Origin of the sequence: Pseudomonas sp. 22515, assembly GCF_052044625.1 — a bacterium.
GTDB lineage: Bacteria > Pseudomonadota > Gammaproteobacteria > Pseudomonadales > Pseudomonadaceae > Aquipseudomonas > Aquipseudomonas alloputida.
In genome coordinates this window covers 235,631-260,119 of the sequence record NZ_JBQENN010000002.1, presented here as the reverse complement: position 1 = coordinate 260,119, position 24,489 = coordinate 235,631, and the positions used below count along the sequence as shown (strand labels likewise).

19 protein-coding genes and 4 pseudogenes are annotated in these 24,489 nt (G+C 61.7%); 12 read left to right on the top strand and 11 right to left on the bottom strand.

Features of this window, described 5'->3' with window-relative positions:
• Nucleotide 1: 1 nt before the first annotated feature.
• Nucleotides 2–409, top strand: a pseudogene (locus ACTJJN_RS03765) (XdhC family protein); the annotation flags it as partial.
• Between the two features lie 89 nt (nucleotides 410–498).
• Nucleotides 499–624 (top strand): annotated as a pseudogene (locus tag ACTJJN_RS03760) (LysR family transcriptional regulator); the annotation flags it as partial.
• Here ACTJJN_RS03760 and ACTJJN_RS03755 read toward each other — a convergent pair.
• Entirely contained in the window at nucleotides 584–1,312 is a 729-nt protein-coding gene (locus ACTJJN_RS03755; protein ID WP_014756033.1) for a FadR/GntR family transcriptional regulator, read from the bottom strand. The pseudogene ACTJJN_RS03760 and the gene ACTJJN_RS03755 sit on opposite strands and share 41 nt — an antisense overlap.
• A 96-nt stretch (nucleotides 1,313–1,408) precedes the next feature.
• Between ACTJJN_RS03755 and ACTJJN_RS03750 the strand changes: the two genes are divergently transcribed.
• The gene (locus tag ACTJJN_RS03750) at nucleotides 1,409–2,155 is read left to right on the top strand and encodes a FadR/GntR family transcriptional regulator (protein WP_012051868.1); all 747 of its coding nucleotides are present in this window, start codon (nucleotides 1,409–1,411) and stop codon (nucleotides 2,153–2,155) included.
• On the opposite strand, the gene ACTJJN_RS03745 is transcribed toward ACTJJN_RS03750, so the two are convergent.
• The 8 genes from ACTJJN_RS03745 to ACTJJN_RS03710 form a co-directional block, all read right to left on the bottom strand.
• A complete protein-coding gene (locus tag ACTJJN_RS03745; protein WP_324736892.1) occupies nucleotides 2,140–3,960 on the bottom strand; it encodes a glycoside hydrolase family 28 protein in 1,821 nt (606 codons plus the stop codon). The genes ACTJJN_RS03750 and ACTJJN_RS03745 overlap by 16 nt on opposite strands.
• A 28-nt stretch (nucleotides 3,961–3,988) precedes the next feature.
• Entirely contained in the window at nucleotides 3,989–4,765 is a 777-nt protein-coding gene (locus tag ACTJJN_RS03740) for an ABC transporter ATP-binding protein (RefSeq protein WP_012051866.1), read from the bottom strand.
• An 11-nt stretch (nucleotides 4,766–4,776) separates the two neighbouring features.
• On the bottom strand, nucleotides 4,777–5,616 hold the full coding sequence (locus ACTJJN_RS03735; RefSeq protein WP_012051865.1) for an ABC transporter ATP-binding protein: 840 nt from the start codon (nucleotides 5,614–5,616) through the stop codon (nucleotides 4,777–4,779).
• An 11-nt stretch (nucleotides 5,617–5,627) separates the two neighbouring features.
• Nucleotides 5,628–6,542 carry an ABC transporter permease gene (locus ACTJJN_RS03730; RefSeq protein WP_012051864.1) on the bottom strand — a complete coding sequence of 305 codons (915 nt, stop codon included), beginning with the start codon at nucleotides 6,540–6,542 and terminating at the stop codon, nucleotides 5,628–5,630.
• Between the two features lie 61 nt (nucleotides 6,543–6,603).
• Nucleotides 6,604–8,214 (bottom strand): ABC transporter substrate-binding protein, encoded by a 1,611-nt coding sequence (locus tag ACTJJN_RS03725; protein WP_440780962.1) that lies wholly within the window; start codon nucleotides 8,212–8,214, stop codon nucleotides 6,604–6,606.
• A gap of 48 nt (nucleotides 8,215–8,262) precedes the next feature.
• Nucleotides 8,263–9,276, bottom strand: coding sequence for an ABC transporter permease (locus ACTJJN_RS03720; protein ID WP_017148229.1), 1,014 nt, complete (start codon nucleotides 9,274–9,276; stop codon nucleotides 8,263–8,265).
• Nucleotides 9,277–9,344: 68 nt separating this feature from the next.
• Nucleotides 9,345–10,955, bottom strand: coding sequence for an ABC transporter substrate-binding protein (locus ACTJJN_RS03715; protein ID WP_221100712.1), 1,611 nt, complete (start codon nucleotides 10,953–10,955; stop codon nucleotides 9,345–9,347).
• 69 nt (nucleotides 10,956–11,024) lie between these two features.
• Entirely contained in the window at nucleotides 11,025–12,179 is a 1,155-nt protein-coding gene (locus ACTJJN_RS03710) for a mandelate racemase family protein (protein WP_014756028.1), read from the bottom strand.
• Between the two features lie 350 nt (nucleotides 12,180–12,529).
• On the opposite strand from ACTJJN_RS03710, the gene ACTJJN_RS03705 reads away from it, so the two are divergent.
• The 3 genes from ACTJJN_RS03705 to ACTJJN_RS03695 all read left to right on the top strand — a co-directional run bounded on the left by ACTJJN_RS03705 (nucleotide 12,530) and on the right by ACTJJN_RS03695 (nucleotide 15,069).
• Complete coding sequence (locus ACTJJN_RS03705; RefSeq protein ID WP_012051859.1) at nucleotides 12,530–13,255, top strand: oligogalacturonate-specific porin KdgM family protein; 726 nt, start codon at nucleotides 12,530–12,532, stop codon at nucleotides 13,253–13,255.
• Between the two features lie 75 nt (nucleotides 13,256–13,330).
• Nucleotides 13,331–14,149 carry an NAD-dependent epimerase/dehydratase family protein gene (locus ACTJJN_RS03700; protein ID WP_014756026.1) on the top strand — a complete coding sequence of 273 codons (819 nt, stop codon included), beginning with the start codon at nucleotides 13,331–13,333 and terminating at the stop codon, nucleotides 14,147–14,149.
• Nucleotides 14,150–14,175: 26 nt separating this feature from the next.
• Nucleotides 14,176–15,069, top strand: coding sequence for an SMP-30/gluconolactonase/LRE family protein (locus ACTJJN_RS03695; protein WP_121783186.1), 894 nt, complete (start codon nucleotides 14,176–14,178; stop codon nucleotides 15,067–15,069).
• Between the two features lie 213 nt (nucleotides 15,070–15,282).
• Here ACTJJN_RS03695 and ACTJJN_RS03690 read toward each other — a convergent pair whose 3' ends face one another.
• Entirely contained in the window at nucleotides 15,283–15,933 is a 651-nt protein-coding gene (locus ACTJJN_RS03690) for a methyl-accepting chemotaxis protein (RefSeq protein WP_440781007.1), read from the bottom strand.
• 1,906 nt (nucleotides 15,934–17,839) lie between these two features.
• On the opposite strand from ACTJJN_RS03690, the gene ACTJJN_RS03685 reads away from it, so the two are divergent.
• The 4 genes and pseudogenes from ACTJJN_RS03685 to ACTJJN_RS03670 form a co-directional block, all read left to right on the top strand.
• The gene (locus ACTJJN_RS03685; RefSeq protein WP_003251128.1) at nucleotides 17,840–18,535 is read left to right on the top strand and encodes a 3-oxoacid CoA-transferase subunit A; all 696 of its coding nucleotides are present in this window, start codon (nucleotides 17,840–17,842) and stop codon (nucleotides 18,533–18,535) included.
• A gap of 8 nt (nucleotides 18,536–18,543) precedes the next feature.
• Nucleotides 18,544–19,185, top strand: a complete 642-nt coding sequence (locus tag ACTJJN_RS03680; protein ID WP_003251131.1) for a 3-oxoacid CoA-transferase subunit B — start codon at nucleotides 18,544–18,546, stop codon at nucleotides 19,183–19,185.
• Between the two features lie 367 nt (nucleotides 19,186–19,552).
• Nucleotides 19,553–21,007 carry a TrkH family potassium uptake protein gene (locus ACTJJN_RS03675; RefSeq protein WP_012051856.1) on the top strand — a complete coding sequence of 485 codons (1,455 nt, stop codon included), beginning with the start codon at nucleotides 19,553–19,555 and terminating at the stop codon, nucleotides 21,005–21,007.
• 48 nt (nucleotides 21,008–21,055) lie between these two features.
• A pseudogene (locus ACTJJN_RS03670) lies at nucleotides 21,056–21,148 on the top strand (DUF1850 domain-containing protein); the annotation flags it as partial.
• Between the two features lie 55 nt (nucleotides 21,149–21,203).
• Here the strand turns inward: ACTJJN_RS03670 and ACTJJN_RS03665 are convergent.
• Nucleotides 21,204–21,297 (bottom strand): annotated as a pseudogene (locus ACTJJN_RS03665) (hypothetical protein); the annotation flags it as partial.
• A 257-nt stretch (nucleotides 21,298–21,554) separates the two neighbouring features.
• On the opposite strand from ACTJJN_RS03665, the gene nhaA reads away from it, so the two are divergent.
• Nucleotides 21,555–22,916, top strand: a complete 1,362-nt coding sequence (nhaA, locus tag ACTJJN_RS03660) for a Na+/H+ antiporter NhaA (protein ID WP_003251136.1) — start codon at nucleotides 21,555–21,557, stop codon at nucleotides 22,914–22,916.
• A gap of 136 nt (nucleotides 22,917–23,052) precedes the next feature.
• Complete coding sequence (locus ACTJJN_RS03655) at nucleotides 23,053–24,414, top strand: chloride channel protein (protein ID WP_012051854.1); 1,362 nt, start codon at nucleotides 23,053–23,055, stop codon at nucleotides 24,412–24,414.
• Nucleotides 24,415–24,489: the final 75 nt, after the last annotated feature.

Genomic DNA, 24,489 nt, shown 5'->3' with positions numbered 1-24,489 from the left:
ACTGGGCTGCGAGGTCATCGCCTGCGACCCGCGCGAGGAGATGGCGCACGTCGAAATCGAGGGCGCACAGATGCATCGGGTGCTGCCTTCGCTGTTCATTGCTGCGGGTGGTTGCCATGCGGCTACCGCCATTGTGGCGCTGACGCATGATCCGAAGATCGATGACCTGGCATTGATGGAGGCGGTGAATACCCCAGCGTTCTATATAGGCGCCATGGGTTCGGCGGCCACGTCAGCCCGTCGCGCCGAGCGGCTGCAGCGGATTGGCGGGCTGACCGACAAGCAGATAGAACGGCTGCACATGCCTATTGGGCTGGACCTGGGCAGCAAGGCGCCAGCGGAGATCGCGCTGGCGGTGATGGCGGATGTGCTGCGGGTGTATCGGGGCAAGGCGCGGGATGCGCTGTGAGGCCAGCCACCGCCCCAAGCCATCAAGCAGCCTGCGCCTGCCCCCCCAACAACTGGCCCGGTTCAGGTCGCCCTGCAAATCATCACTTACTGCCACCACCCGTGGAGTTGCCGAACATCGAGATCAACCTGTTCTGGCACAGACGGTACATCAAGGACCCGGCCAACCGGTGGCTCAGGCAATTGATGTTCGATCTGATTTCGGACACCCGCTGACCGCTCGCTGGGCGCGTGTCAGGCAGTTGACCAAGTGCAGCCGCATGGCAGCGCGAGCAGCACCGGCGTCCTTGCGGGTAATCGCGGCATGCACTTGCTCACGCTCCCGCGCCTCCAGTGCCCGTTGCTCGGTATCGCCCCCCGGCACTGCTTGCTGGGCCGCAGCCAACAAGGTATGCCCAAGATGGGTCATGGTGTCGATGAAAAAGCTGTTGCCCGTGCATTGGGCTATCTGCAGGTGAAACTCGAAGTCGGTACGCATGCAGGGTGCAGACTGCGTAGCGACACTCCCATCCAGCGCCGCCCGCATGGCAGCCAGTTGCTCTGAGGTGGCACGCTGGGCAGCAATGGCAGCCGCCTCGACTTCAAGGCAAAGCCGCAGCTCGATGATCGCCACCTCGTTGTATGCGCCCCCCATTCCAGGGTTGGCACTCTGGAAGTCACCTGCCGGGATGGCGTCTACAACGAAGGTGCCGATACCACGGCGGGTTTCTACCAGGCCTTCGGCCTGCAACCGTGACATGGCTTCGCGCACCACGGTACGGCTTACGCCACGCGCTTTGGTCACGGCTTCTTCGGTGGGCAATTTGCTTCCCGCTGGCAATTCGCCCGAGAGAATCTGCTGCGACAGGTCATGCACCAGTTGCTGGGCGAGATTCAGGCGTTTTTCCGGGGTGGCAGAAGCCATTGGGCGAACCTTTGCTAAGCGGAAGATCCCGGAGTATACCCGCTGCCCGGGGCCAAAACGCACTATACTGCCCGCTGCCAACACAAGAGCACAGTAATGCCGAACCCGACCGCCAGCCCCCCTCAACAGCCTCGCCGCCTGGCCGAAGCACTGGTCGAGCGCTTCGCCCAACGCATGCGTGAGGGCACGCTCAAGCGTGGTGACAAGCTGCCGACCGAAGCCACACTGATCGAAACCGAAGGCGTCAGCCGCTCGGTAGTACGCGAAGCGTTGTCGCGCATGCAGGCAGCGGGCCTGGTCGAGACCCGCCACGGCGTGGGCACCTTCGTGCTGGACATGCCGGCACCGGAGAGCTTCAACGTGGGGCCGGCAACCATCAGCCTGCTGTCCGATGTGCTCGACCTGCTGGAATACCGCCTAAGCCTTGAAGTACAAGCCGCCGGCATGGCCGCCGAACGGGCCACGCCACAGGCACTCGAAGAACTGCAGCAAGCCTTGGAAGCCCTGATGCAAGGCCCGGAAAAATCCGGCAGCACGACCAACGCCGACTTCCAGTTTCACCTGAAAATTGCCAAGGCCGCGGGTAACCAGTACCTGATCGATATCATGAAGCACCTGGGCACCAAGATGATCCCCCGCACGCGCATGAACTCTGCCTATACCGGGCAGAGCAACCGCAGTACCTACCTGGCCGGTATCAACGCCGAACATCAGCAGATCTACGACGCCATCGCCAGCCGCCAGGTGGATGCGGCGCGCGCCGCCATGTACCTGCACCTGAGCAACAGCCGTATGCGCCTGCGTGAGGCGCAACGGCTACAGGCATTCTACAGCGAGGCCTGAGGCCCCGGCGCGGGCTCTACGTCCGTATAGACAAGCCCTTGGCTGCCCTGCACCTGCCAAGGGTTGGCACCCCCGGTGTCAGTGAAGCGAAGCCCGTCGAAACGCGAGTCCTTCAGGCCATCGATCTTCACCGGGGCTGGCCCGCGAAAGCGCACTCGTTCAAACACCAGGCCCTGATGCCAGGCGCCATGGCTGCTATCGCCCTTCACCTCGATGGCAGCGGTGCGGGCGTTTTCCACGCTTACGTCGCTGACCGTGATATCCCGGAACTGCCCCGCCACCGCCGAGCGCTTGTAATCGAGCTTGGCATTCGGGTCGTTGTAATCCAGGGTGAAGATGAAGGCCTGTTTTGCCGTATTGCGGATGGCCGAATCACGGAAAGTGACGTGGCGTGCGCCACCGCCCATGAAGTTGGTGCTTTTCATGCGCAGCCCGGCATCGGTGCCATCGGAGACGTTGTCCTCGGCCAGGATGTGCTGAATCCACGCGCCGGTATGGCTGCCCGCCACGACCATGCCATGGCCTTTGCGGAAATAGTTGTTGAAGATCCAGGCCTCCTCCTGCGCCTTCTGGTGGACCGCATCCGCCCCGGTGCCAGCGGCGAAGTTGACGCAGTCGTCTCCGGTGTCGAAGAAGTTGTTGAACACCAGGGCACCGCGGCTGTTGGCAAACTCGATACCGTCGCCGTTGTTGGCGTCGTAGGTACGGTGCGTGGTGTTAGCCAGCACCACATTCTGCGTCTCCAGGTTCATGATGCCGTGGTAGGCCGGGTTGACCACCGTGAAGCCACCATAGAACACGTTTTTCACATTGCGCAGGGTAATCAGCGAGGAACGCATCTGACCGTAGGCGTCCTTGACGTTCATGCCCTCGGCCACCGCTCGCTCCACCTGAGCCTTGGCCAGCACGCCATCGTGCATGTAGCGGCTGTTGTCGCTGGGCAGGTAGAAGGGCAAGGCTTGCCCGCGCTCGTCGAGCACATCCGGGTTACGCTTCCAGCCATTGCCGTCGATGGTGCCCTTGCCAACGATGCGGATATTCTCGAAGGCCTGATGCGCACGCGGGTCGCGCGGCAAGGCATTGATCAGCGAGGCCGGACGCACGGTGGTGGAATACGGGTACTGGATATAGCCCTGGCGCGGGTAGTCCTCGGCACGCTCGGAACCTAACAGGGTAGCGCCCTCGGCGATTTCCAGGGTCATGTCGCTCTTGAGGTAGAGCGCCCCGCTCTTGTACGTGCCGGCAGGCAGCAACACCTTGCAGCCCTTGCTGCAAGCATCGATGGCACGCTGAATGGCAGCCGTGTCGAGCGCCTTGCCATCGCCCTTGGCACCGTAGCGCTGCACGTTGAACAGCGCCGGTATGGCCGTGGTTCGCTGCACAACCACGGGGCTGTCAGCAGACTCCTTGCCATTGCGATCGACCGAGCGCACGGTGAAGTGGTACTCGGTATCGGGGGCAAGCCCTTGGGCGGTGAAGCTGTGAATGGCGATGCGGTGGTGGAAGTTGTGCAGGTCCTGCTCGTAGAACCGGTCGATGTACGGTTTGGCCGGTGACACATGCTCGTTGTTGGCGTTGCTTGCACCCAGCAACCGGCCATTGGCGTACACGTGGTAGTCGACGATCTCGGCATGGCTGGCGGGCTTTTCCCACACCAGGATGATCTGCCGGTCGTCGTAGGCCAGCGTCGGCACCTGGACCTTTGCAGGGGCCTCTACGGCCCACAGCGGCAAGCTGCCGCCCATGGCCAGGGCAACCACGGCAGCACGCACCAGCGAAGCGGGCGCAAGGTTGGCATTCGGCATGTTCTTGTCTTCCTTGTAATTGCCGGGTTCAGGCCGACATGGCCGGGGCACGATCTGCACTGAAGTCGCGGCTGGCTTGCACCAGCATTCGTGTGTAATCGTGGGTGGCCTGGTCCTGGCTCAGTGCCTGGCAGTCCAGTTGCTCGACGATACGCCCCTGCTGCATCACCGCGACCTTGTCACACAGATGGCTGACCACACCCAGGTCGTGCGTCACCATCAGGTAGGTGAGCTTCTCGCGCTGACGCAGGTCGGACAACAGGTTGAGAATTTCTGCCTGCACCGACACATCCAGCGCCGACGTGGGCTCATCGAGCAACAGCACCCTAGGCTCAAGAATCAACGCCCGGGCGATAGCCACGCGCTGACGCTGGCCACCGGACAGCTGGTGCGGGTAGCGGTAACGGTAGCTGTCGTTGAGACCTACCTTGACGAGGATGTCGTTGATGCGATCGTTGCGCTCATCCATGCCGTGGATCACCAGCGGCTCGCGCAGTGCAGTGTCGATGGTGTGGCGCGGGTGCAGCGAACCATAGGGGTCCTGGAACACCATCTGCACCTTGCGAAAGTGCTCCTTGGGGAGTTTGTGTTGCAACGGCACGCCGTCAATGCTCAGGGCTCCGCTCCAGTGCCGGTACTGGCCGGCCAGGCAGCGCAATACCGTGGTCTTGCCAGAGCCGGACTCCCCCACCAGGCCAAATGACTCGCCATCTTCGACACTCAGGTCGACATTGTGCAGCACCTGGTTGAGCGTGGCGCCAACGCCAAAGCTCAGGTTCAATGCGTGTGCTTGGATCATGGACATGGTCAGTTACCTCAGCAGGAGAGCCACAGTGGGTCGCGTTGCAACACGGGCAAACGCGGGCGGCGGTTGTCCATGCTTGGCAAAGCGGCCAGCAGGCCTCGGGTGTAGGGATGTTCGGCACGGTGCAGGTCACTGGCAGCCAGCGACTCCACCACGCGCCCGGCATACATCACCAGCACCCGGTCACAGTAATTGCGCACCAGGTTCAGGTCGTGGCTAACGAAGATCAGCCCCATCTGCTGCTCCACCACCAGCTCTTCGAGCACGTTGAGCACCTGCTGGCGCACCGAAACATCCAGCGCCGAGGTCGGCTCGTCAGCGATGATCACTTCCGGGCTGGTGATGACCATCATCGCGATCATGATGCGCTGGCCCATGCCGCCGCTCACCTCATGCGGATAAAGATCGTAGACGCGCTTCGGGTCGCGGATATGCACCTTGTCGAGCATCTGCAGCACCCGCTCACGGGCGTCGTTGCGGCTGGCCTTGTGGTGCGCCAGGTACGCCTCGGCAATCTGGTCACCCACCCGCACCACCGGGTTGAGCGAATACTTGGGGTCTTGCATGATCATCGAGATGCGCTGGCCGCGAATTTTCTGCATGGTCTTTTCGCTGGCACTGAGCAGGTCGACATCGCCGAACTGCAGGGCCTTTGCGGTGATCTGCGCGCTGCCGGGGTGCAGCTTGAGCAAGCTGCGGCCCACGGTGGACTTGCCCGAACCGGACTCACCCACGATGGCGAGCTTTTCCCGGCCCAGGGTGAAGGACACATCACGCACCGCGTGCATCACTTTCTTGCCGTTGACGAAGCGCACATTGAGCGATTCGACATTGAGTTTGACTGCTGACATAAAGCCTCCGGTTACTCGCTACGCGGGTCGAGAATGTCCCGCAGGCCATCGCCCAGCAGGTTGAACGCCAAGCTCACCAGCATGATTGCCGCACCGGGTACGGCTACCAGCCACCAGCACTCGAGCATGTAGCGCCTCCCCGTGGAGATCATCGCCCCCCACTCCGGCAAAGGCGCCTGCGCCCCTAGCCCGAGGAAGCCCAGCGCCGCCGCGGTAAGGATGATGCCGGCCATGTTCATGGTCAGGCGGATGATCACCGACGACAGGCACATCGGCACGATATGGCGCAGGATGATGCGTGTCGAAGACGCGCCCTGCAGTTCGACCGCCACCACGAAGTCGGCCTTGCGCAGCGACAGGGTTTCGGCCCGGGCCAGCCGTGCGATCGGTGGCCAGGAGGTTAACGCAATAGCCACCACCGCATGCTCAAGGCCAGGGCCCAATGCGGCGATGAAGGCCAGCGCCAGCACCAGGCTGGGGAACGAAATGAAAATGTCGGTGACGCGCATGAACACGGTATCGACAATGCCGCCGAAGTAGCCCGATACCGTGCCGATGAACAGGCCGATCGGGCCGACGATGACCGTCACCAGGGCGATGATGTAGAGGGTGATACGCGCGCCATAGACCAGCCGGCTGAAGATATCCCGGCCGTATTCGTCGGTACCGAACCAGTGCGCGGCACTGGGTGCCTGCAAGGCGTTGGCGAGGTTCTGGATGACCGGGTCGTGGGTGGCGATCCACGGCGCGAACGCCGCTACCACGACCAGCAGCAAGGCCACCAGCAAGCCCGCCAGGGTCATAGGGTTGCGGACCAGCAGGCGCAACACCCGCAGGCTGCTTTTGCCAAGGGCCTCAAGGCTGGACGCCGGGGCATCGGCCTGCCGCTTGGCGGTAGATTCGGTAGAAGATATGTTGGCAATCATCGGCAAGTTCTCGATGTGGAGTCATGGCCGCTCGGGGTACCCGTGAGCCCCCGGGCGGTACTCAACGTTGCTTGTAGACGCCCAGGTAGCGGGTGGCTTCGGCGTCGTCGCCAGTGAAACCCTTGACGTCGGCTGCGCTTACGGCGGTGTCGGTCATCTGCGAAATCATCATGATCGGCCCCACCTCGTCGTCGTACAGTTTCTGCGCCTGCTGGTACATGGCCAGGCGTTTGGCCGCATCGCGCTCGACCCCCACCCGGTCGATCAGGTCATTCAGCGGGGGGCTGAAGAACGACGCTCGCCAGCCCTGGAAGTTGGGCAGGCCAGCACTGTCACTGTTGTCGGGGTTGTAGACGAAGGTGCGCAGGCTGAAATACGGGTGCGGATAACGCTCGGCGCCCCGCGCCACGATCATCTCAAAGTTGCGCGCGCGCATGGCGCCATACACCTGGTTGCCGGTACCGGTGACGATAGTGGCCTTGATGCCACCTTCAGCCAGGGTCGACTGCATACGTGCGGCGATATCAATGAAGGGAGGTTCGGACAGCGTGCGAATGGTTGTATTGAAACCTTGTGGGTAGCCCGCCTCTGCCAGCAGTGCCTTGGCTTTGGCGACATCCAGCTTGTAGCCAGGGTCGGGCAACCGGGCCTCGAGCCCTAGCTGCATCGGCTGCTGGTTGAGCTTGCCGTAATGCGGCATCACCTGCTGGTCCAGGCCCTGGTAGTCGATCAGGTTACGCACCGCTTCGCGGACTTTGCGGTTGGCAAACTCCGGCTGCTTCATGCTCATCGCCACGTAGTACAGGGTGCCGCGCTGCAACGCTTGCACCTGGAGTGTGTCGGAACTCTCGATGGCCTTGATATCCGGCGCAGCCATACCGTAGGCCAGGTCCAGGTCACCGCGTTCGAGCATCAGGCGCAGTGACTGCGACTCGGTCATGTGGCGGACCAGCACTCGCTTCATCTTCGCCGGGCCTGCCCAGTACCCGTCGAAACGGGTCATCACCAGCGCATCGTTGGCGCTCCACTTGGTCAGGGTGAACGGCCCGCTGCCTGCCTCATTGGTGACCAGCCAGGCCGCGCCCAGGTCACCGTTCTTCTCATGCTTGAGCACTTGCTGGCGGTCGACCACGACAGCGCTGGGGGACACAGCCAGCGAGTCGATCACCAGCAACGGGTCGGTCGGCTGCGGCAGGTCGATCACCAAGGTATGGCTATCGGTCGCACGGATCAGCTTTTGAATGTTTTCGACACTGTAGCCGTAGGCCTTCCAGGTGGTAGCCAGGCCATAGTTGAGCTTCATCACCCGGTACAGTGACCAGGCCACATCTTCGGCAGTGAGCGGGTTGCCGGAATGGAACAGGACATCACCGCGCAGGTGGAAGGTGATCTGCTTGCCGTCTTCGCTGACGTCCCAGCGTTCAGCCAGTTGTGGCAAGTGCTTGTCCGGATTGCCCTGGTCGCGCTTGATAAGCGTGTCGTAAAGGTTGGCATTGATGCCGGAGGCATCCAGGCCGGGCGCGTTGGCCGGGTCGATGGAGAACAGGTTGACCATGCTCATGCCGACGATCAACTGGTCGCCAGGGGTTTTCGCCTGCACCACAGTGAGCGGGCCAAGCAGCAGCGCTGCGCCCAGCAAAGCCATACGCAGCGGCGGGAATACAGTCTTCATGGCGCATCCTTTTTTATAGTTATTCAATGTGTTCACGCTGATCGGGAATTAGCGGGTCCTTGGATCGAACACCTTGTACAGGGCGTCGCTTATCAGGTTGAGCGCGACGAAAATCAGGCCGATGATCAACACGCAGCCCATCACCGCGTTCATGTCACCGAGCATCAGGCTGCTGGTGAGGTATTGGCCGAAGCCAGGCCAGGCAAACACGGTTTCAATCAGCACCGCCCCCTCCAGCAACGAGCCATAGGCCAGGGCGACCACCGTAAGCAACTGCACGAGGATATTGCGGAACGCGTGGTTCCAGACCACCTGGCGCCGCGACAACCCCTTGACCCTGGCGGTGATGATGTATTCCTGTGACAGCTGCTCAAGCATGAAGCTACGGGTCATGCGGCTGATGTAGGCCACCGAGTTCAGGCCCAGGATCAACGCCGGCAGAACGATATGGCGCAACGCGCTGGTGAAGGCCTCCCAGTCACGCGCCAGCGCCGTGTCGATCAGCAGCAGGCCGGTAACCTCATCGACCATGCCGTCATAGGCCAGGTCGATGCGCCCTGCGCCACCCGCCCAACCCAGCCAGGCGTAGAACACCAGCAGGCCCATCATGCCGACCCAGAAAATAGGCGTGGAATAGCCGAACAAGGTAATGACCCGTGCGACATGGTCGCCGACCCGCCCCTGATTGCTGGCAGCCACCACGCCCAGTGGCAGACCGATCAGCACGCCAAACAGAATGGCCAGCGTTGCCAGCTCGATGGTGGCCGGGAACACCCGCTTGATGTCATCGAGTACTGGGTGGCCGGTGAGCAGTGCATTGCCGAAATCACCGTGCAGCAAGTCGTTCAAGTACAGCCCGAACTGGGCCCAGATCGGTTTGTCCAGGCCCATCGCCCGGTATACCTGGTCGTAGGTGGAGCTGTCGGCATCCGGGCCAACTACCGCCAGCACGGGGTCCAGCGGCATGACCCGGCCGATGAAGAACGTCAGCGCCAACAGGCCAAGCAAGGTCACCAGCACCGTGCTGGCCCGGCGGGCAGTACCCGATACACGGGCACCCATTACAGAGGCAGTCGAAGCAAACATAACAGGCTCCTGAAAAAGCATTCACCAATCACGCAGGCTTGACCTCAGCGCGACTTGTAGACGTCTTTGTAACGGGTGGTGGCCGCGGTATGGCCTTGGTAGTCCTGCACATCGTGGTAGAGCACCACGGTGTCGGTCATCTGCGACACGGGCAGAATGGCCCCCACCTGCTCGTCCAGGGTTTTCTGGATTTGCTGGTACTGGGCCAGTTGCTGCGCCTTGTCGGGCTCGACTTCCGCCTGCTCGATCAGGTTGTTCAGCTCGGGGCTGTAGAACGAGGTACGCCAGCCCTGGAAGTTGCTCAGCTTGGCTTCGTCGCGGTTGTCCGGGTTGTACACCAGGGTGCGCAGGCTTGAATGCGGATGCCGTTCAGCACCACCGCCGCCGCGCCCGACCAGGATGTCGAAGCTGCGCTCACGCATGGCACCGTAGATCTGGTTGCCGGTACCGGTGACGATGGTGGCCTTGATACCGGCCTGGGCCAAGGTCGACTGCAGGCTGGACGCAATGTTGATGAAAGGTGGCTCGGTGAGCACGCGGATGGTGGTCTTGAAGCCCTCGGGGTAGCCCGCTTCGGCCAGCAGTTTTTTCGCTTCGGCCACGTTCAGGGCATAGCCCGGATCATCCAGCCTTGCTGCCAGGCCAAGCGGTAGCGGGCGCTGATTGAGCTGGCCATAGTGCGGCATCACGGTCTGGTTGATGCCTTGATAGTCGATCAGCGAACGAACCGCCCGGCGTACGCGCACATCGTCGTAGGGTTTGCTCTTCACGCTCAGGGCAACGTAGTACAACGTTCCGCGCTGCACGGTCTGGGTACGAACGTTGTCAGACTTCTCCAGTGCCTCGATGTCTGGCGCGGACATGCCCTTGGCCAGGTCCAGGTCGCCCCGCTCCACCATCAACCGCAGTGACTGCGACTCGGTCATGTTGCGCATGACGATGCGTTTGAGCTTGGCTGGGCCACCCCAGTACCCGTCAAAACGGTTCATCAGGATGACATCGTTGGCGCGCCACTCCTTGAGCACGAACGGCCCGCTACCAGCCGCGTGGGTGGCCAGCCAGGCACTGCCCATGTCATCGCCCTTCTGGTGCTGCTGCACCACCTTGCGGTCGAGGATGAATGCGCTGGGCGAAGTTGCCAGGGTATTCAGCACCAGCAACGGATCAGTCGGCCGTGGTAGCTCGATGACGAAGGTTGAGTCATCAACAGCGCGCATGTGCTGGTCTACATTGCCCGCAGAAAACCCGTAGGCCTTCCAGGTCGACGCCAAGGCCAGGTTAAGTTTGAGTACGCGCTGCAGCGACCAAGCGACATCCTCGGCACTTAGCGGGTTACCGGACTGGAACGTTACGCCCTGGCGCAGGTTGAACGTGAGGGTCCTGCGGTCATCGCTGACCTGCCAGCTTTCTGCCAGCGCTGGCAGCAGCCGGTCCGGCTGACGCACGTCCTGCACCAGCAGCATGTCGTAGAGGTTGGCATTGACCTCGGACACATCCAGCCCGGTGGCCGCCGCCGGGTCGAGGGACAGCAGGTTGATCATGCTCATACCGACGATCAACTGATCCGCCGGGGTTTTCGCTAAAGCAGCAGGTACCGAGGTCAGCGCCAGAGACGCAGCAAAGACCCCCGCCCAGAGTGTGGGGATAACGCTCATGTGAGATCGCCTTCTTATAGTTATTGGACGCTCGGGCGGCACGCAGCGACGCGTGCCGCCATGCACGAATCAGAAGCTTTGCAGCGTATTGGTTTCGACGTAGTCGAAGTCGATATCTTCCCCAAGGCCAGGCAAGTTCGACAGGTGCACATAGCCGTCTTCGTCCATCGGGTCGACCAGGCGTTTGAGATAGGCAGGTACCTCGTCGTAGTCAAGGTAGGGGTGCAGCAGACCGCGCTCGTACCAGGTGCAGTTCTTGATTGCCCCCACGACCGCCAGGTTGGCGGCGCCGTTGCCATGGATCTCGCAATCCATGCCGAACGATTCGGCCATGTGCGCAACCTTCAGACACGGTGCAATGCCACCCACACCGGCAACCCCCGCACGCAGGATGTCGCACACATCATTCTTGACCCAGCTCGCCCGGCTCAGGTGCTTGCCGCCGAGGCTTTCCGGGCCTAGCACCGGGATATCCAGCTGCCCGGAAAGCCAGGCGTAGGACTCGGCGGAGTCTTCCATCATCGGCTCTTCGAACCAGGCAAAGTCCAGCTTCTCCAGGGCACGGCCGATAGTGAGGGCCTCGGTGCGGCTGTACCAGTGATAGCCATCGATCATCAGCGCAATGTCCGGTCCCACGGCCTCGCGCACGGCGGCGCATGCCTTGATGTCCATGCTCACGCTGGGCGCGAACGACACCGGCGGCATCCAGGTGTGCAGCTTGATCGCCTTGTAGCCACGGTTGACCAGGGTTTCAGCGAAGCGACCGTACTCTTCCGGAGTGGACAGACCGCCGGGCAGCTCATCGCCGCACATGGTCGAGCCATAGGCCGGCACCTTGTCGCGGTAGCCGCCGATCAGCTTGTGCACCGGCAGGTTCAGCTTGCGACCGGCCCAATCCCACAGCGCCTGCTCGACCAGCGCCAGGGCACGATCGGTCAGCTGGCTGGCGCTGCCGCGCTGCCAGTGCGCCAGGTCGTGCCAGATTTTTTCGCGGTCAAAGGCATTGGCGCCAACCAGCACCTTGCGCACGAAATTATCCAGCACATAAGGGCGAATGAGCTCGGGTGCGCCCAGCGCATAGCCTTCGCTGCCGCACTCGGTCCTGATGCGCAGCAGGGCCATCCTGGCCTGGGTCACATCACCTGGGTGGGCATGGCCGGCGCTGTCTACGGCGCGGCGCGTGGGGTAGGAAAATACCTGGACGGTTACAGCAGTAATGATCATGGACGTCTGAGCCTTCTTATTGGATTTGTGGCGAGTGAGTCACGCTCTGGGGCCATCCTACGTCATCATACAACATTTGAAAAGCGCCAGTTAAAACCCGATAAAACCTCCGGTTCATGATGCCTACAGCAATCATGAGACCCCGATATAAAAGCAAACACACCCTTGAAACACGCCGAATAGAGCCATCAATCAAAGTGATCAGACAACATTTCAATAATTCGTAGACAGCCCCACAGTCGTACGATAACTTATTTTAAAAATCACGGAGCGCTGACCACCTCGACCACCTCGACCACCTTGCTCACCCGCCTCATCACGTCCTCAACAAAAACAAAAAAAGAGATCGCATGAACATCACACTTCGCCGCCTCATCGCCGCCAGTACGCTCGGCCTGTCGTTCTACGCCTGTGCAGACTCCGCCAGCATCAACTACCGGCACACGTTCACCGAAGATGACAGCATTCATTCCGACCGGATAAAGCTGAGTTACCGCAAGGACAGCGGCCTGGGGTTTGCCGCAGAAATCAAATACAAGACTGCCGGCGACCGCGAAGACGTCGCCTACGACAACATGGTCAACAACGGCCATGAGTTCACCGTGGACTACAACTACAAGATGAGCCCCCGGTCGACCTGGACACCCGCCTTCCAGATGGACAGCACCAAGGATGCGACCACCTACAAGTTCGGCTTGAAGTACAACTACAAGCTCAGCGACACCTGGTACGTCGCCACCCGCGTGCGCCACGACGCACGCAACCTCGACCGCGACCAGATTGACCACAGCAAGCCGGACCGCGCCAAGGACAACCAGAACACCACCCGCCTTGAAGGCTGGCTCGGCTATACCCCCAGCGGCCCATGGGCATTCGAATACCAGTACATCCACTTCACCACCGACTACATCCGCTACGACAACAAGAAGCGCGACTACGAGCAGAACCTGATCATCAAGTACAAGCTCAACAAACAGTGGGCACCGTTCATGGAGGTGGGCGACATCAAGGTCAACAGTTACACGGACGATCGCCAGGCCCGTTGGCGCCTGGGTATCCAGTACAACTTCCTGTAAGGGCTACCGCCCGCCCATGCCGGTGTCGTTCCTGCACGGCACCTTCATGCAATTTCCGTAAAAGGCCCCAGCACAATGACCACGACCACCCGCAAACCCTTCAACCGCCTGCTGCTCACCGGTGCTGCCGGCGGGCTCGGACACGTGCTTCGCGAAGCACTGCAAGCACACGCCGACATCGTGCGCGTATCGGACATCAGCCCAATGACACCGGCCGAGGACGAGCATGAAGAAGTTATCCATTGCGACCTGGCGGACAAGGCCGGCGTACTGGCCCTGGCCAACGGTGTAGACGCTATCGTGCACCTGGGTGGGATCTCTACCGAACGCGCTTTCGAAGAAATCCTGCAAGCGAACATCATCGGCACCTTCCACATCTACGAGGCTGCCCGCAAGCACGGGATCAAACGTGTGGTCTTTGCCAGTTCCAACCACGTCACCGGCTTTTACCCCCAGGGCGAACAAGTGGATGCGCATTCGCCGCGCCGGCCGGACTGCTATTACGGGCTGTCGAAGGCCTACGGCGAAGACCTGGCAACGTTCTACTTCCACCGCTACGGCATCGAAACCGTCAGCCTGCGTATCGGCTCCTCCTTCCCCGAACCCCGCAATGTGCGCATGTTGTCCACCTGGCTGAGCTATGGCGACCTGGCACACCTGGTGGAGCGCGCATTGCTGGCCGAGAACGTTGGCCACACCGTTGTGTATGGCGTCTCCGCCAACCGCGACCTGTGGTGGAGCAACCGCTACGCCGCGCACCTGGGTTTCAACCCGAAGGACAGTGCCGAACGCTTCCGCCCGGCACTGGAGCAGCAGCCGAAACCCGCCGCGAATGACCCGACTGCTCATCTGCAAGGTGGCGCCTTCACCGCTGCCGGACCTTTTGGCGACTGACCCCCGATAGAGTGCAGAATGCTTCCATGACAGCCGAACTGATTATCGATGCACGCAATGTCACGGGCGAGAGCCCGGTCTGGCACCCGCAGGAAAATGCCTTGTACTGGGTGGACATTCCGGCAGGCCGCCTGCACCGCTGGCAACCGGACGGCCAGACCCACCACTGGACCGCAGACGAAATGCTAGGCTGCATTGCCCGCAGCCACCAAGGCCATTGGCTGGGGGCCCAGGAGAGCGGGATCTTCCACCTCACCCCCCAGGCAGACGGCCGTCTGCTGGCCGGCAAGCGTGCCAGTGTCGAACACGCCAGACCCGGCATGCGCTTCAATGACGGGCGCTGTGACCGCCAGGGGCGCTTCTGGGCCGGTACGATGCAAACCAGCATGGCCGCCGAACCGGTGGGTGCCTTGTACCGGTATGACGCGATGGCAGATGGCACGGCAGGGCCATTGCAGGCACGGCTGGGCACATTGTCCGTTCCCAACGGCATGGCGTTCAGCCCGGACGGCAAAACCATGTACGTCTCCGACTCACACCCGAGCGTGCAGATGATCTGGGCTTTCGACTACGACATCGACAGCGGCAGCCCGCACAACCGCCGGGTCTTCGTCGACATGAACCAGCACCCCGGCCGGCCGGATGGGGCTGCGGTAGATGCCGAAGGTTGCTACTGGATCTGTGCGATCGATGCCGGCCAGGTACTGCGCTTTACTCCCGACGGGAAGCTGGACCGCGCCCTGCCGCTACCGGTGAAGAAACCTACCATGTGCGCATTCGGTGGCCCGCAACTGGAAACGTTGTTCGTGACGTCGATTCGCCCGCAAGGCATCGACCTGAGCGACCAGCCCCTGGCCGGTGGCGTATTCGCATTGAACCCAGGCGTCAAAGGCTTGCCGGAGCCCATCGCCAAGGGCTGAATGAAGCCAGGCAGCGGCTGTTTCAGGGGCAATGCGCCCATCGACGAGATGCTGATCAGCGGCGTGAGTTGCACCCAGCCAACGTTGATCAGCAGCAACGCCACGCACAACTGCATCGGCGTGCGGGTATGCCCGGCGAGCATGGCGACGGATGAACACCGCCACCAGCCCCACGGCGATCATCAACTGGCGATGACCGGACAGGTGCGTTACTCAAGCAGCGACGCCTCGTTCGCCATCATCGCTGACTTCGAACTGCCCCACCAGCTTCTGCAACTTGCCAGCATCCACCTTCACCTTCTGCGCACTGCTTTGCAGCACCAGGGCGGTCTGGCGCATCTCGCTGGAGGACTGGTTGACCTGCTCGATCGTCTTGCCGTATTCCACGCTGCGACGGTTGAGCTGCTGGATGATGGCGAACATGCCCTCCACCGCCTGGTGCAGTTGCACATTTTCGGAAGACGCGTCCTCCGCCAGGCGCAGGCTGTTGTCGACATCCTGCACGCCCTGCTCCATGAAGCTTACCGCCTGCCGGGTTTCGCCCTGCAGGCTCTCGACCATATGGCGAATGTCGTTGGCGGCACGCGAGGTGCGTGCGGCCAGGCTGCGCACCTCGTCGGCCACCACCGCGAAGCCACGACCATGCTCCCCGGCCCGCGCCGCCTCGATAGCGGCATTGAGCGCCAGCAGGTTGGTCTGGTTGGTGATTTCGCTGATCAACCCGGTGATGTTGTCGATCTCGACCATGCGGCTGTCGAGCCGTTGCACGCTGGATGATGAGCGCGCCACCACATCGCGGATCGACTGGGTGCCCGCCTGCACCGCCTGGTACTGCGCGCGTGCGCGGCTGACCACTTCGTCCATGGCCTGTTTCATCTGCTCGGCGCTGACCGAGGCCTGCTGCAGTTCGCCGAGTTGCTCTTCCATGATGATCATCATCTGGTGCACGGCGTCGGCCACGTCGGCGGAGCTTACGCTGGCCTCCTGGCTGCGCCCGAGCATCATCTGGTTGGTGCTGCCAACCGTGCGACTGGCCTTGACCACCTGCCCGACCACCGTGTCCAGGCGGTCGATGAAGCTGTTGATCCAGCGCGCCATGTCGCCGCTCTCATCATTGGCCAAGGTACTGGTATCCAGGCGCTGGCGCAGGTTGCCTTCACCCTCGGCGATGGTGCACAGCACACTGCTCATGCCATTCAACCTGGCGGCCAGGCGCTTGGGCCCGAGCACGCCGAACAACAAGGTGGCGCCCAGCATGCTCAAGGCCTCGATCGCGTCAGTCAGTCCTTGCGGCAGGCCTGCATAGTGCTGCACCCAGTAATTGCAGCCGAACAGCCCCGCCATGATCGCTACATAGGGTTTCATCAACCCGTAGCTCAGCGAACGCCGGCGATAGACCTCCTCCAGATCTGCCTCGCACATCATGCCCCAGCGGTCGGGTGAGCCTGGCAACTGGAAGGTCACGCCCTTGCCCACCACTGGCACATGACGGTAGTCGGAATAGCCGGGGTAGGTCACGAACAGGTTGGCACCCCGCCTGATCGTCTCCCTCACGCCTGGGTGCAGTTCCCGCGTGGAAGGGTCGGTGAAACGAAGCTCCAGCTCGGTATGACGCTGGACCTGCACGGTGGTCCAGGGGGTGTGCACACCGTTCTTGAGGTTTTCGCCATGGGTGAAGGTGGCGTCCTCGAAGCGCGAACGGGACAACGCGGTACCGGGCTGTATGCCAGGGTCGAAGCGCGATTGCGCCATGAACAGGTAGTTGTCGCCCGACTCGGGGTAAATGTGCCCTGCCTCGCGCTGGATCAGGTCACCCAGCACATCGTTGGGCACCCGCCCACACAAACAACCTAGCACTTTGCTCTCGTGCATCAGGGGCTGGTAGAACATCAACGTGACTTCATCGTGGAAGCGCGAGGAAGACGGGCCGACCTGCAAGGTCAGCGGGTCGCTGTAGGGCCCGTGCAGAAACGGTGCTTTCAGCCCTTGCGCCAGGGCTGCCAAGTGCTCGATGCGTGGCGTGCCACGCTGGGGCCAGGTCGAAGCGATGACGATGCCGTGGGCATCGACGACAAACAGCTCGGAAAAGTCCTCAGCCTGGGCCAGCGTGTTGCGCAACATTGCGCTATCGACTTGAGCGAGCCCGGGCGCCACCTGCTCGGCCAGGTCGGCCAGGTGTTCCCACTGCTCGCGCACCCACTCATGCAGCAACTGCACGCGGGTCTGGGCGATGGCTTCGAACGTTTGCTCGACCTGCGGGTAACTGGCCCGATTAAGGCGGCACGCCCAGCCCATGCTGAATTTGCCGGTTTTGCCAAACCACGGCAGCCAACCCTTTTCACTCGACGATAACTGCATCGAACCACTGGAAAGCGACATTATCTTCACCATACGCGACATCGAATGGCAATCTGATAGCAAGTCGCACGCCAACGGCGGGAGGCGTGATTAATCGGCCGTCCCGCGGAGTGGATGCACTTCATCAGTGCAAGGTGCCGGCAGGTAAACCCCGGAGCGCACCAGGCAGGGGCAAAAATGAGGGGTTTAAGCATTCAACTGAAATGAGACAAATAGCCTTCAGAACTGCTCGCAGATCGCACAACAGTTCGATAATCGCACAAATTCAGCCAAACCCTCTCTACTGTTGCCCTATCTTGCGGCACGCTATAGCGAAAGTCAGCAAGCCATTTCAAGTGCTGACAGGCCCCATCGCTTCACGCGCTCCGGCCAGCCCGACAACCACAACTCCAGGAACAACCAGGAGCTCGCCTTGATCAATAAAACGTACGAGTCCATCGCCAGCGCGGTGGAAGGGATCACCGACGGTTCGACCATCATGGTCGGTGGCTTCGGCACGGCTGGCATGCCGTCCGAGCTGATCGATGGCCTCATTGCCACCGGTGCCCGCGACCTGACCATCATCAGCAACAACGCCGGCAACGGCGAGATCGGCCTGGCCGCCCTGCTCATGGCAGGCAGCGTGCGCAAGGTGATCTGCTCGTTCCCGCGCCAGTCCGACTCCTACGTGTTCGACGAACTGTACCGGGCGGGCAAGATCGAACTGGAAGTGGTCCCGCAGGGCAACCTGGCCGAGCGTATCCGCGCCGCAGGCTCCGGCATTGGTGCGTTCTTCTCACCGACCGGCTACGGCACCCTGTTGGCCGAGGGCAAGGAAACCCGTGAGATCGACGGCCGCATGTACGTGCTGGAAATGCCGCTGCACGCCGACTTCGCACTGATCAAGGCGCACAAGGGTGACCGTTGGGGCAACCTGACCTACCGCAAGGCCGCCCGCAACTTCGGCCCGATCATGGCCATGGCTGCCAAGACCGCCATCGCCCAGGTCGACCAGGTCGTCGAACTCGGTGAACTGGACCCGGAACACATCATCACCCCGGGTATCTTCGTCCAGCGCGTGGTCGCCGTCACCGGTGCTGCCGCTTCTTCGATTGCCAAAGCTGTCTGAGGCCTGCCATGACCATCACCAAAAAGCTCTCCCGCACCGAGATGGCCCAACGCGTGGCCGCAGACATCCAGGAAGGCGCGTACGTAAACCTGGGCATTGGCGCGCCAACCCTGGTGGCCAACTACCTGGGCGACAAGGAAGTGTTCCTGCACAGCGAAAACGGCCTGCTGGGCATGGGCCCAAGCCCTGCGCCGGGCGAGGAAGACGATGACCTGATCAACGCCGGCAAGCAGCACGTCACCCTGCTGACCGGTGGTGCCTTCTTCCACCATGCCGATTCGTTCTCGATGATGCGTGGCGGCCACCTGGACATCGCCGTACTGGGTGCCTTCCAGGTGTCGGTCAAGGGCGACCTGGCCAACTGGCACACGGGTGCCGAAGGTTCGATCCCGGCCGTAGGCGGCGCAATGGACCTGGCCACCGGCGCCCGCCAGGTGTTCGTGATGATGGACCACCTGACCAAGACCGGCGAAAGCAAGCTGGTGCCCGAGTGCACCTACCCGCTGACCGGTATCGCGTGCGTCAGCCGCATCTACACCGACCTGGCCGTGCTGGAAGTGACACCGGAAGGGCTGAAAGTGGTCGAAATCTGCGCGGACATCGACTTTGACGAACTGCAGAAACTCAGTGGCGTGCCGCTAATCAAGTAATCCAGAAAGCCCGCGGGCTTTCCATGCCCACTGCGGCACTCTCAACAGTGCCGCACTAGCGCTGCACGGCAGCCCCGGCAATTCGTGTATCCACGCTGAAATCCAGGGGCTGCTCCGCAGCCCTTTCGCGACACAAGGCTTGCGCTGTTTCCGCCAACCTGCGAAGGGGGCGCGCGGCCTTGAGGCCTCTCTTCCAACCGTTTGGGAGCTGACAGACGGGAACACGCGTAGAGATCAGCCCAATAAGCCATCGAGCGAGAGCCAGAAAGCGGCGTGCAAAATCCCCGACCGCGACTTTACGCCTTTTTTACTCGACATTACCGTAAAGCAAGCAATACTGCCGGCACTGTCCCAACGAGCTCCCTCAATGCCGCTGCCTGCATTGCGTTTCATTGCCTTCATTATTGGCGTATTCCTGATCACATTGGCCGTCAGCATGGTGATTCCGATGCTGACGTTGCTGTGGTACGACCGCAGCGACGACCTCGGCGCATTCGTCTGGTCGAGCCTGATCGTTCTGTGCGTCGGCCTGCTTCCGGTAGCCCGGGGCGTCCCCGACATACCGCAACTGCGGACCAGGGACATGTATTTCCTCACGACGGCAAGCTGGGTCATCGTGTGTGCATTTGCGGCGCTGCCGATGGTGTTAATTCGCGACATCAGTTACACGGACGCGTTCTTCGAAACCATGTCGGGAATTACCACCACCGGCTCGACCGTGCTGACAGGCCTGGACAGTGCATCACCGGGGCTACTGATATGGCGTTCCCTGCTGCACTGGCTGGGAGGCATTGGATTTATCGGCATGGCCGTGGCGATCCTGCCACTGCTGCGCGTGGGCGGCATGCGCCTGTTCCAGACCGAGTCTTCGGATTGGTCTGACAAAGTGACGCCACGTTCGCATGTGGCTGCCAAGATGATACTGCTGGTCTACCTGGCCCTGACAGCATTGGGAACAGGGGCGTTGTGGGCTGCCGGCATGACCCCGTTCGAAGCCATCAATCATTCGATGTCGCTGATTTCAACCGGTGGTTACTCGACCTCGGATGCCTCGCTGGCTCATTGGCCACAGCCTGCGGTGCATTGGGTAGCTGTGGTCATCATGATACTCGGCAGCCTGCCCTTCACGCTGTATGTCGCCACGCTACGTGGCCATCGAGGCATCCTGCTCACGGACCATCAAGTTCGCGGTTTCATTGGTTTTCTCGTCTTCGTCTGGCTCACGGTCGGAACCTGGCTCTGCTTGCACAGCGACCTGGCCTGGTGGGATGCGTTTCGTATCGTTGCGGTCAATGTGACCTCGGTGGTGACCACCACAGGCGTTGCCTTGGGTGATTACACGCTCTGGGGCAGCTTCGCCATCATGCTGTTCTTTTACCTGACGTTCGTCGGCGGGTGCTCGGGCTCCACCGCCGGCGGTTTGAAAATATTCCGTTTCCAGGTGGCCGCTGCCTTGCTTGTCAGCAGCCTGAAGCAGTTGATCCATCCACGGGCAACGATCTCGAAGAAATACAATGGGCACCCCATCGATGAAGAGATCGTACGGTCACTGCTGACGTTCTCCTTCTTCTTCTCCGTCACCATCGCAGTCATCGCCCTTGGCCTCTCTCTGATAGGGCTCGACTGGATGACGGCGTTGAGCGGGGCGGCCACCGCGGTGTGCAACGTCGGCCCAGGCCTGGGGACGATTATCGGGCCTGTAGGTAATTTCGCCTCGTTGCCGGACGCAGCGAAATGGTTGCTGACGGTTGGCATGCTACTTGGACGGCTCGAGATCCTCACCGTACTGGTACTGGTCTCGCCGGCCTTCTGGCGATTCTAGGCCTGAGGTCATACAACCAATCAGCCAGAAGACCTCTGGACTCCCCGCATGCCCCGCCTTTGCGGTGGGCTAGGCGGTGTAGCCTGGGCCAGCCTGCCACTGCTCGATTTTACCCTCGCGTGGCAGCACGGTGTCGAACGCTGGGCGAAGGCATTACCGAACCCCAAAGTCGCAGCGTGCACAGCACCTTGAGACAGAACACGACCACCCTAAGTACCGCGCCCAACGACAATGATGCTGAAGAACGGAAAATGCTCCAGGAAAGCAAACAAGGCGAGCGCACTGTCTTCACAATGTGCAGGTGGCGGTGATCAGTTGGATAAATTGCCGTTCGCCAAGCCCCGTGTGCTCGGTAATCACCATAAACCGTAACGTCCGCAGGGAAAAATCCCAGACCGACGCCCCATGGGAGTGAATGGTTTGGCGCTTGTTGTTCATCTGAGAGTGGTTATTCGGTAGACTACCGCACGGGTGCCAGCTGCACGGTGCAGTGGGGCAGGTTAAAGAACAGCGCAGGTCGGGCCGCCATGCGGGAGCACCTGTGCCTATGCATAAAGTAGAATTACCTCGCGCCCAGAAACTGGCTGAGCGCGCCTTCGCCAACCTTGAACGCTTTTTGCACATTGAAGCGGTCAGCGGCATCGTTCTGTTGATTGCCGCAGTCGCTGCCCTGATCTGGGCCAATTCCCCGGCTGCCGACAGTTATGAAGCCCTTTGGCATACGCCGTTGACATTCGGCGTGGGCTCGCATGTCTATTCGCAGTCTCTGCATTTCTGGATCAATGATGGCTTGATGACCATCTTTTTCCTGGTCGTGGGCATGGAGATCCGCCGCGAAATCCACGAGGGTGCACTGTCCAGCCTGCGCCAAGCCACACTCCCCATGGCAGCCGCTGTCGGCGGCGTAGCGGTACCCGCACTCCTCTACCTGAGTTTTGGTCACGCGTCGGCAGACCAGCAAGGCTGGGCCGTGCCAACGGCGACGGATATCGCCTTTGCGGTGGGCGTATTGGCACTGCTCGGCAAGTCGATCCCGTCCAACGTACGTGTGTTCCTCCTCGCCCTGGCAATCATCGATGACATCATCGCAGTCCTGATCATCGCGTTCTTCTACTCAGGCGGCCTTGATTACACCGGTTTCGGCGTTGCACTGATCGGCCTGCTAATGGTGATCGGGCTTCAAAAGATCGGTGTGGGTTCAGCCTACGCCTACGTCCTTCCCGGTGCGATCGTCTGGCTGGGCATCTTGTTGACCGGCGCCCACCCGACCCTCGCAGGCGTCGTGCTGGGCCTGATGACACCTGTGACCGCGATGCCGATGCGTGAGCGCCCACTGGATGCCATTACCCGCTTCACCGGCGAATTGCTGGGGCGCGCCAAGGCGCCTGAGCAAGATGCCAGCGACCTCATGGACCCGTTGAAACGACTGCGCCTGGCCCAGCGCGAACTGCTGCCGCCGGTGGTGCGCATGCAAGGTACCCTGCACCCCTGGGTAGCCTTCGGCATCATGCCGGTGTTTGCCTTGGCCAACGCCGGGGTCAGCCTTTCGGGTGTCGACCTGTCCGTTGAAGGCCCCCAGTGGGTCATGATCGCCGTCGCTGTCGCCCTGGTAGCAGGAAAGCCGTTGGGCATCGTCAGCGTCAGCTGGCTGATGGTCCGCCTGGGCTGGTGCGTGCTTCCCGCCGAGGTCAACTGGCGTAGCATTGTCCTGGTCGGGCTGCTGGCCGGCATCGGTTTCACCATGTCGATCTTCATCGCCAACCTCGCGTTCGTCGACCCTGGCTCACTTGGGGCAGCGAAACTCGGCGTGCTATCTGCATCGTTGATCGCGGCCGTGCTGGGTTTGACCTGGGGGGTGTGGAGCCTACGTAGCGCAGCGTCTGCTACCAAAGCAGGTTCGCCCACCTAGCTACATCCGGACTGGCGATCCCTTGCAGTTGGGCAAGCGGATCGCCACTCCCGGCGCGGCTACAACCTGTGTCGGGTAGGCCTGTGCGGGAAAACACGCCATACTCTCGGTATTCCAAGTCAGCCATGTGTGGGCAATGTCCGACCCTACCCGACCTGCTCCTTCACTCCCCCGCCGTTCACGCTGGCGAGAATGGCGTCAGCGACTGGCGTTCTGGATCGGGGCATTGCTGGTGGGGCTCGTTGCGCTGGCATTCGCCTGGCTAGCCGACGCGGCATTCGCTTCGTTCAAGCGCTTGCTGGAATGGGCACCCTGGTCACCTCTTCTCATCACTCCGCTGGGTTTCGCGGCCCTGGCTTATCTGACGCAACGATGGTTTGAAAATGCCAAGGGTAGCGGCATTCCCCAAGTCATCGCCGCCCTGGAAATGCCCTCTCGCCGGCTGCGCGCCCGATTACTCTCGCTCCCTGTGGCTGCAGCACGCATGAGCCTGACGCTGGGCGCCCTGCTGGTCGGCGGTTCGGTTGGCCGGGAAGGCCCGACCGTCCACATCGGCGCCGCAGTGCTCTATTCCTTTGGCCGACGCTTAGGCCTGCACGGCCGGCGCACCATCGCTGGCCTGGTGCTAGCCGGAGGCGCTGCGGGTATTGCGGCAGCCTTCAACACACCGTTAGCGGGGGTAGTCTTTGCCATTGAGGAATTGAGCCGCACGTTCGAGCAACGTTTCAGTGGCTTGGTGCTCACTGCGGTGCTGATCGGCGGGGTCGTGACGCTGGGGCTGATGGGGCATTACGCCTACTTTGGAGAGATCAGCGGTCGGATGCCGGTGGGCTGGGGCTGGAGCGTCGTTCCTGCCTGTGCAGTGCTGGGCGGGCTGCTGGGTGGTTTTTACGCCAAGCTTGTGCTGCCCACCGACAAGGGCATACTCGGCCAGGTCTGTACGTTACGCGGACGCTATCCAGTGCGCTTTGCTGCCACCTGTGGGTTGCTGCTGGCCACCTTGGGGCTCGTCTCTGGGAATCATGTATTCGGCACCGGGTATGAAGAAACACGTGCGTTGCTGGAGGGGCAGCCGATCACAGACACAAGCTTTCTCCTGTGGAAGTTTCTGGCCAACGTCGCGTCCTATCTCTCCGGGATTCCAGGCGGGCTCTTTTCGCCGTCACTGAGCATCGGCGCCGCCTTTGCGCCGCTGTTGAGCTTGCTGCCCGATGTTGACCCTCAGGCAGGCGCACTTCTCGGCATGGGCGCATACCTGGCCGGTGTGACACGCTCGCCACTGACCGCCTCGGTCATCGTGCTTGAACTGACACACAGCCCGGACCTGGCCATTCCCATGTTGGCCGCGACACTGATGGCGGCGGCGATCTCTGGATGGGTGTCTCCAGTCTCGCTTTACCATGCCTTGGCCAAGCAGATTACCGACAAGCTTCATGCTGCCGCGTCTTCTTCCACAGAACCCGCCGCTCGCCAACCGAGCGCTACCGAAAAACCTTGAGCAGCACCAAGCCTGCCCTGCCAGACGTTAACGGGTAGTCAGGTAGCGGAACTGCCCTGAGGGGTACGGGGCTCC

Coding starts and splice junctions, on each gene's coding strand:
- nhaA (WP_003251136.1), top strand. CDS start 21,555: ATGCATAAAGTAGAATTACCTCGCGCCCAGAAACTGGCTGAGCGCGCC.
- ACTJJN_RS03680 (WP_003251131.1), top strand. CDS start 18,544: ATGACCATCACCAAAAAGCTCTCCCGCACCGAGATGGCCCAACGCGTG.
- ACTJJN_RS03690 (WP_440781007.1), bottom strand. CDS start 15,933: ATGGACGAAGTGGTCAGCCGCGCACGCGCGCAGTACCAGGCGGTGCAG.
- ACTJJN_RS03720 (WP_017148229.1), bottom strand. CDS start 9,276: ATGGGTGCCCGTGTATCGGGTACTGCCCGCCGGGCCAGCACGGTGCTG.
- ACTJJN_RS03750 (WP_012051868.1), top strand. CDS start 1,409: ATGCCGAACCCGACCGCCAGCCCCCCTCAACAGCCTCGCCGCCTGGCC.
- ACTJJN_RS03675 (WP_012051856.1), top strand. CDS start 19,553: ATGCCGCTGCCTGCATTGCGTTTCATTGCCTTCATTATTGGCGTATTC.
- ACTJJN_RS03725 (WP_440780962.1), bottom strand. CDS start 8,214: ATGAAGACTGTATTCCCGCCGCTGCGTATGGCTTTGCTGGGCGCAGCG.
- ACTJJN_RS03700 (WP_014756026.1), top strand. CDS start 13,331: ATGACCACGACCACCCGCAAACCCTTCAACCGCCTGCTGCTCACCGGT.
- ACTJJN_RS03710 (WP_014756028.1), bottom strand. CDS start 12,179: ATGATCATTACTGCTGTAACCGTCCAGGTATTTTCCTACCCCACGCGC.
- ACTJJN_RS03715 (WP_221100712.1), bottom strand. CDS start 10,955: ATGAGCGTTATCCCCACACTCTGGGCGGGGGTCTTTGCTGCGTCTCTG.
- ACTJJN_RS03705 (WP_012051859.1), top strand. CDS start 12,530: ATGAACATCACACTTCGCCGCCTCATCGCCGCCAGTACGCTCGGCCTG.
- ACTJJN_RS03655 (WP_012051854.1), top strand. CDS start 23,053: ATGTCCGACCCTACCCGACCTGCTCCTTCACTCCCCCGCCGTTCACGC.
- ACTJJN_RS03755 (WP_014756033.1), bottom strand. CDS start 1,312: ATGGCTTCTGCCACCCCGGAAAAACGCCTGAATCTCGCCCAGCAACTG.
- ACTJJN_RS03740 (WP_012051866.1), bottom strand. CDS start 4,765: ATGTCCATGATCCAAGCACACGCATTGAACCTGAGCTTTGGCGTTGGC.
- ACTJJN_RS03735 (WP_012051865.1), bottom strand. CDS start 5,616: ATGTCAGCAGTCAAACTCAATGTCGAATCGCTCAATGTGCGCTTCGTC.
- ACTJJN_RS03745 (WP_324736892.1), bottom strand. CDS start 3,960: ATGCCGAATGCCAACCTTGCGCCCGCTTCGCTGGTGCGTGCTGCCGTG.
- ACTJJN_RS03730 (WP_012051864.1), bottom strand. CDS start 6,542: ATGATTGCCAACATATCTTCTACCGAATCTACCGCCAAGCGGCAGGCC.
- ACTJJN_RS03695 (WP_121783186.1), top strand. CDS start 14,176: ATGACAGCCGAACTGATTATCGATGCACGCAATGTCACGGGCGAGAGC.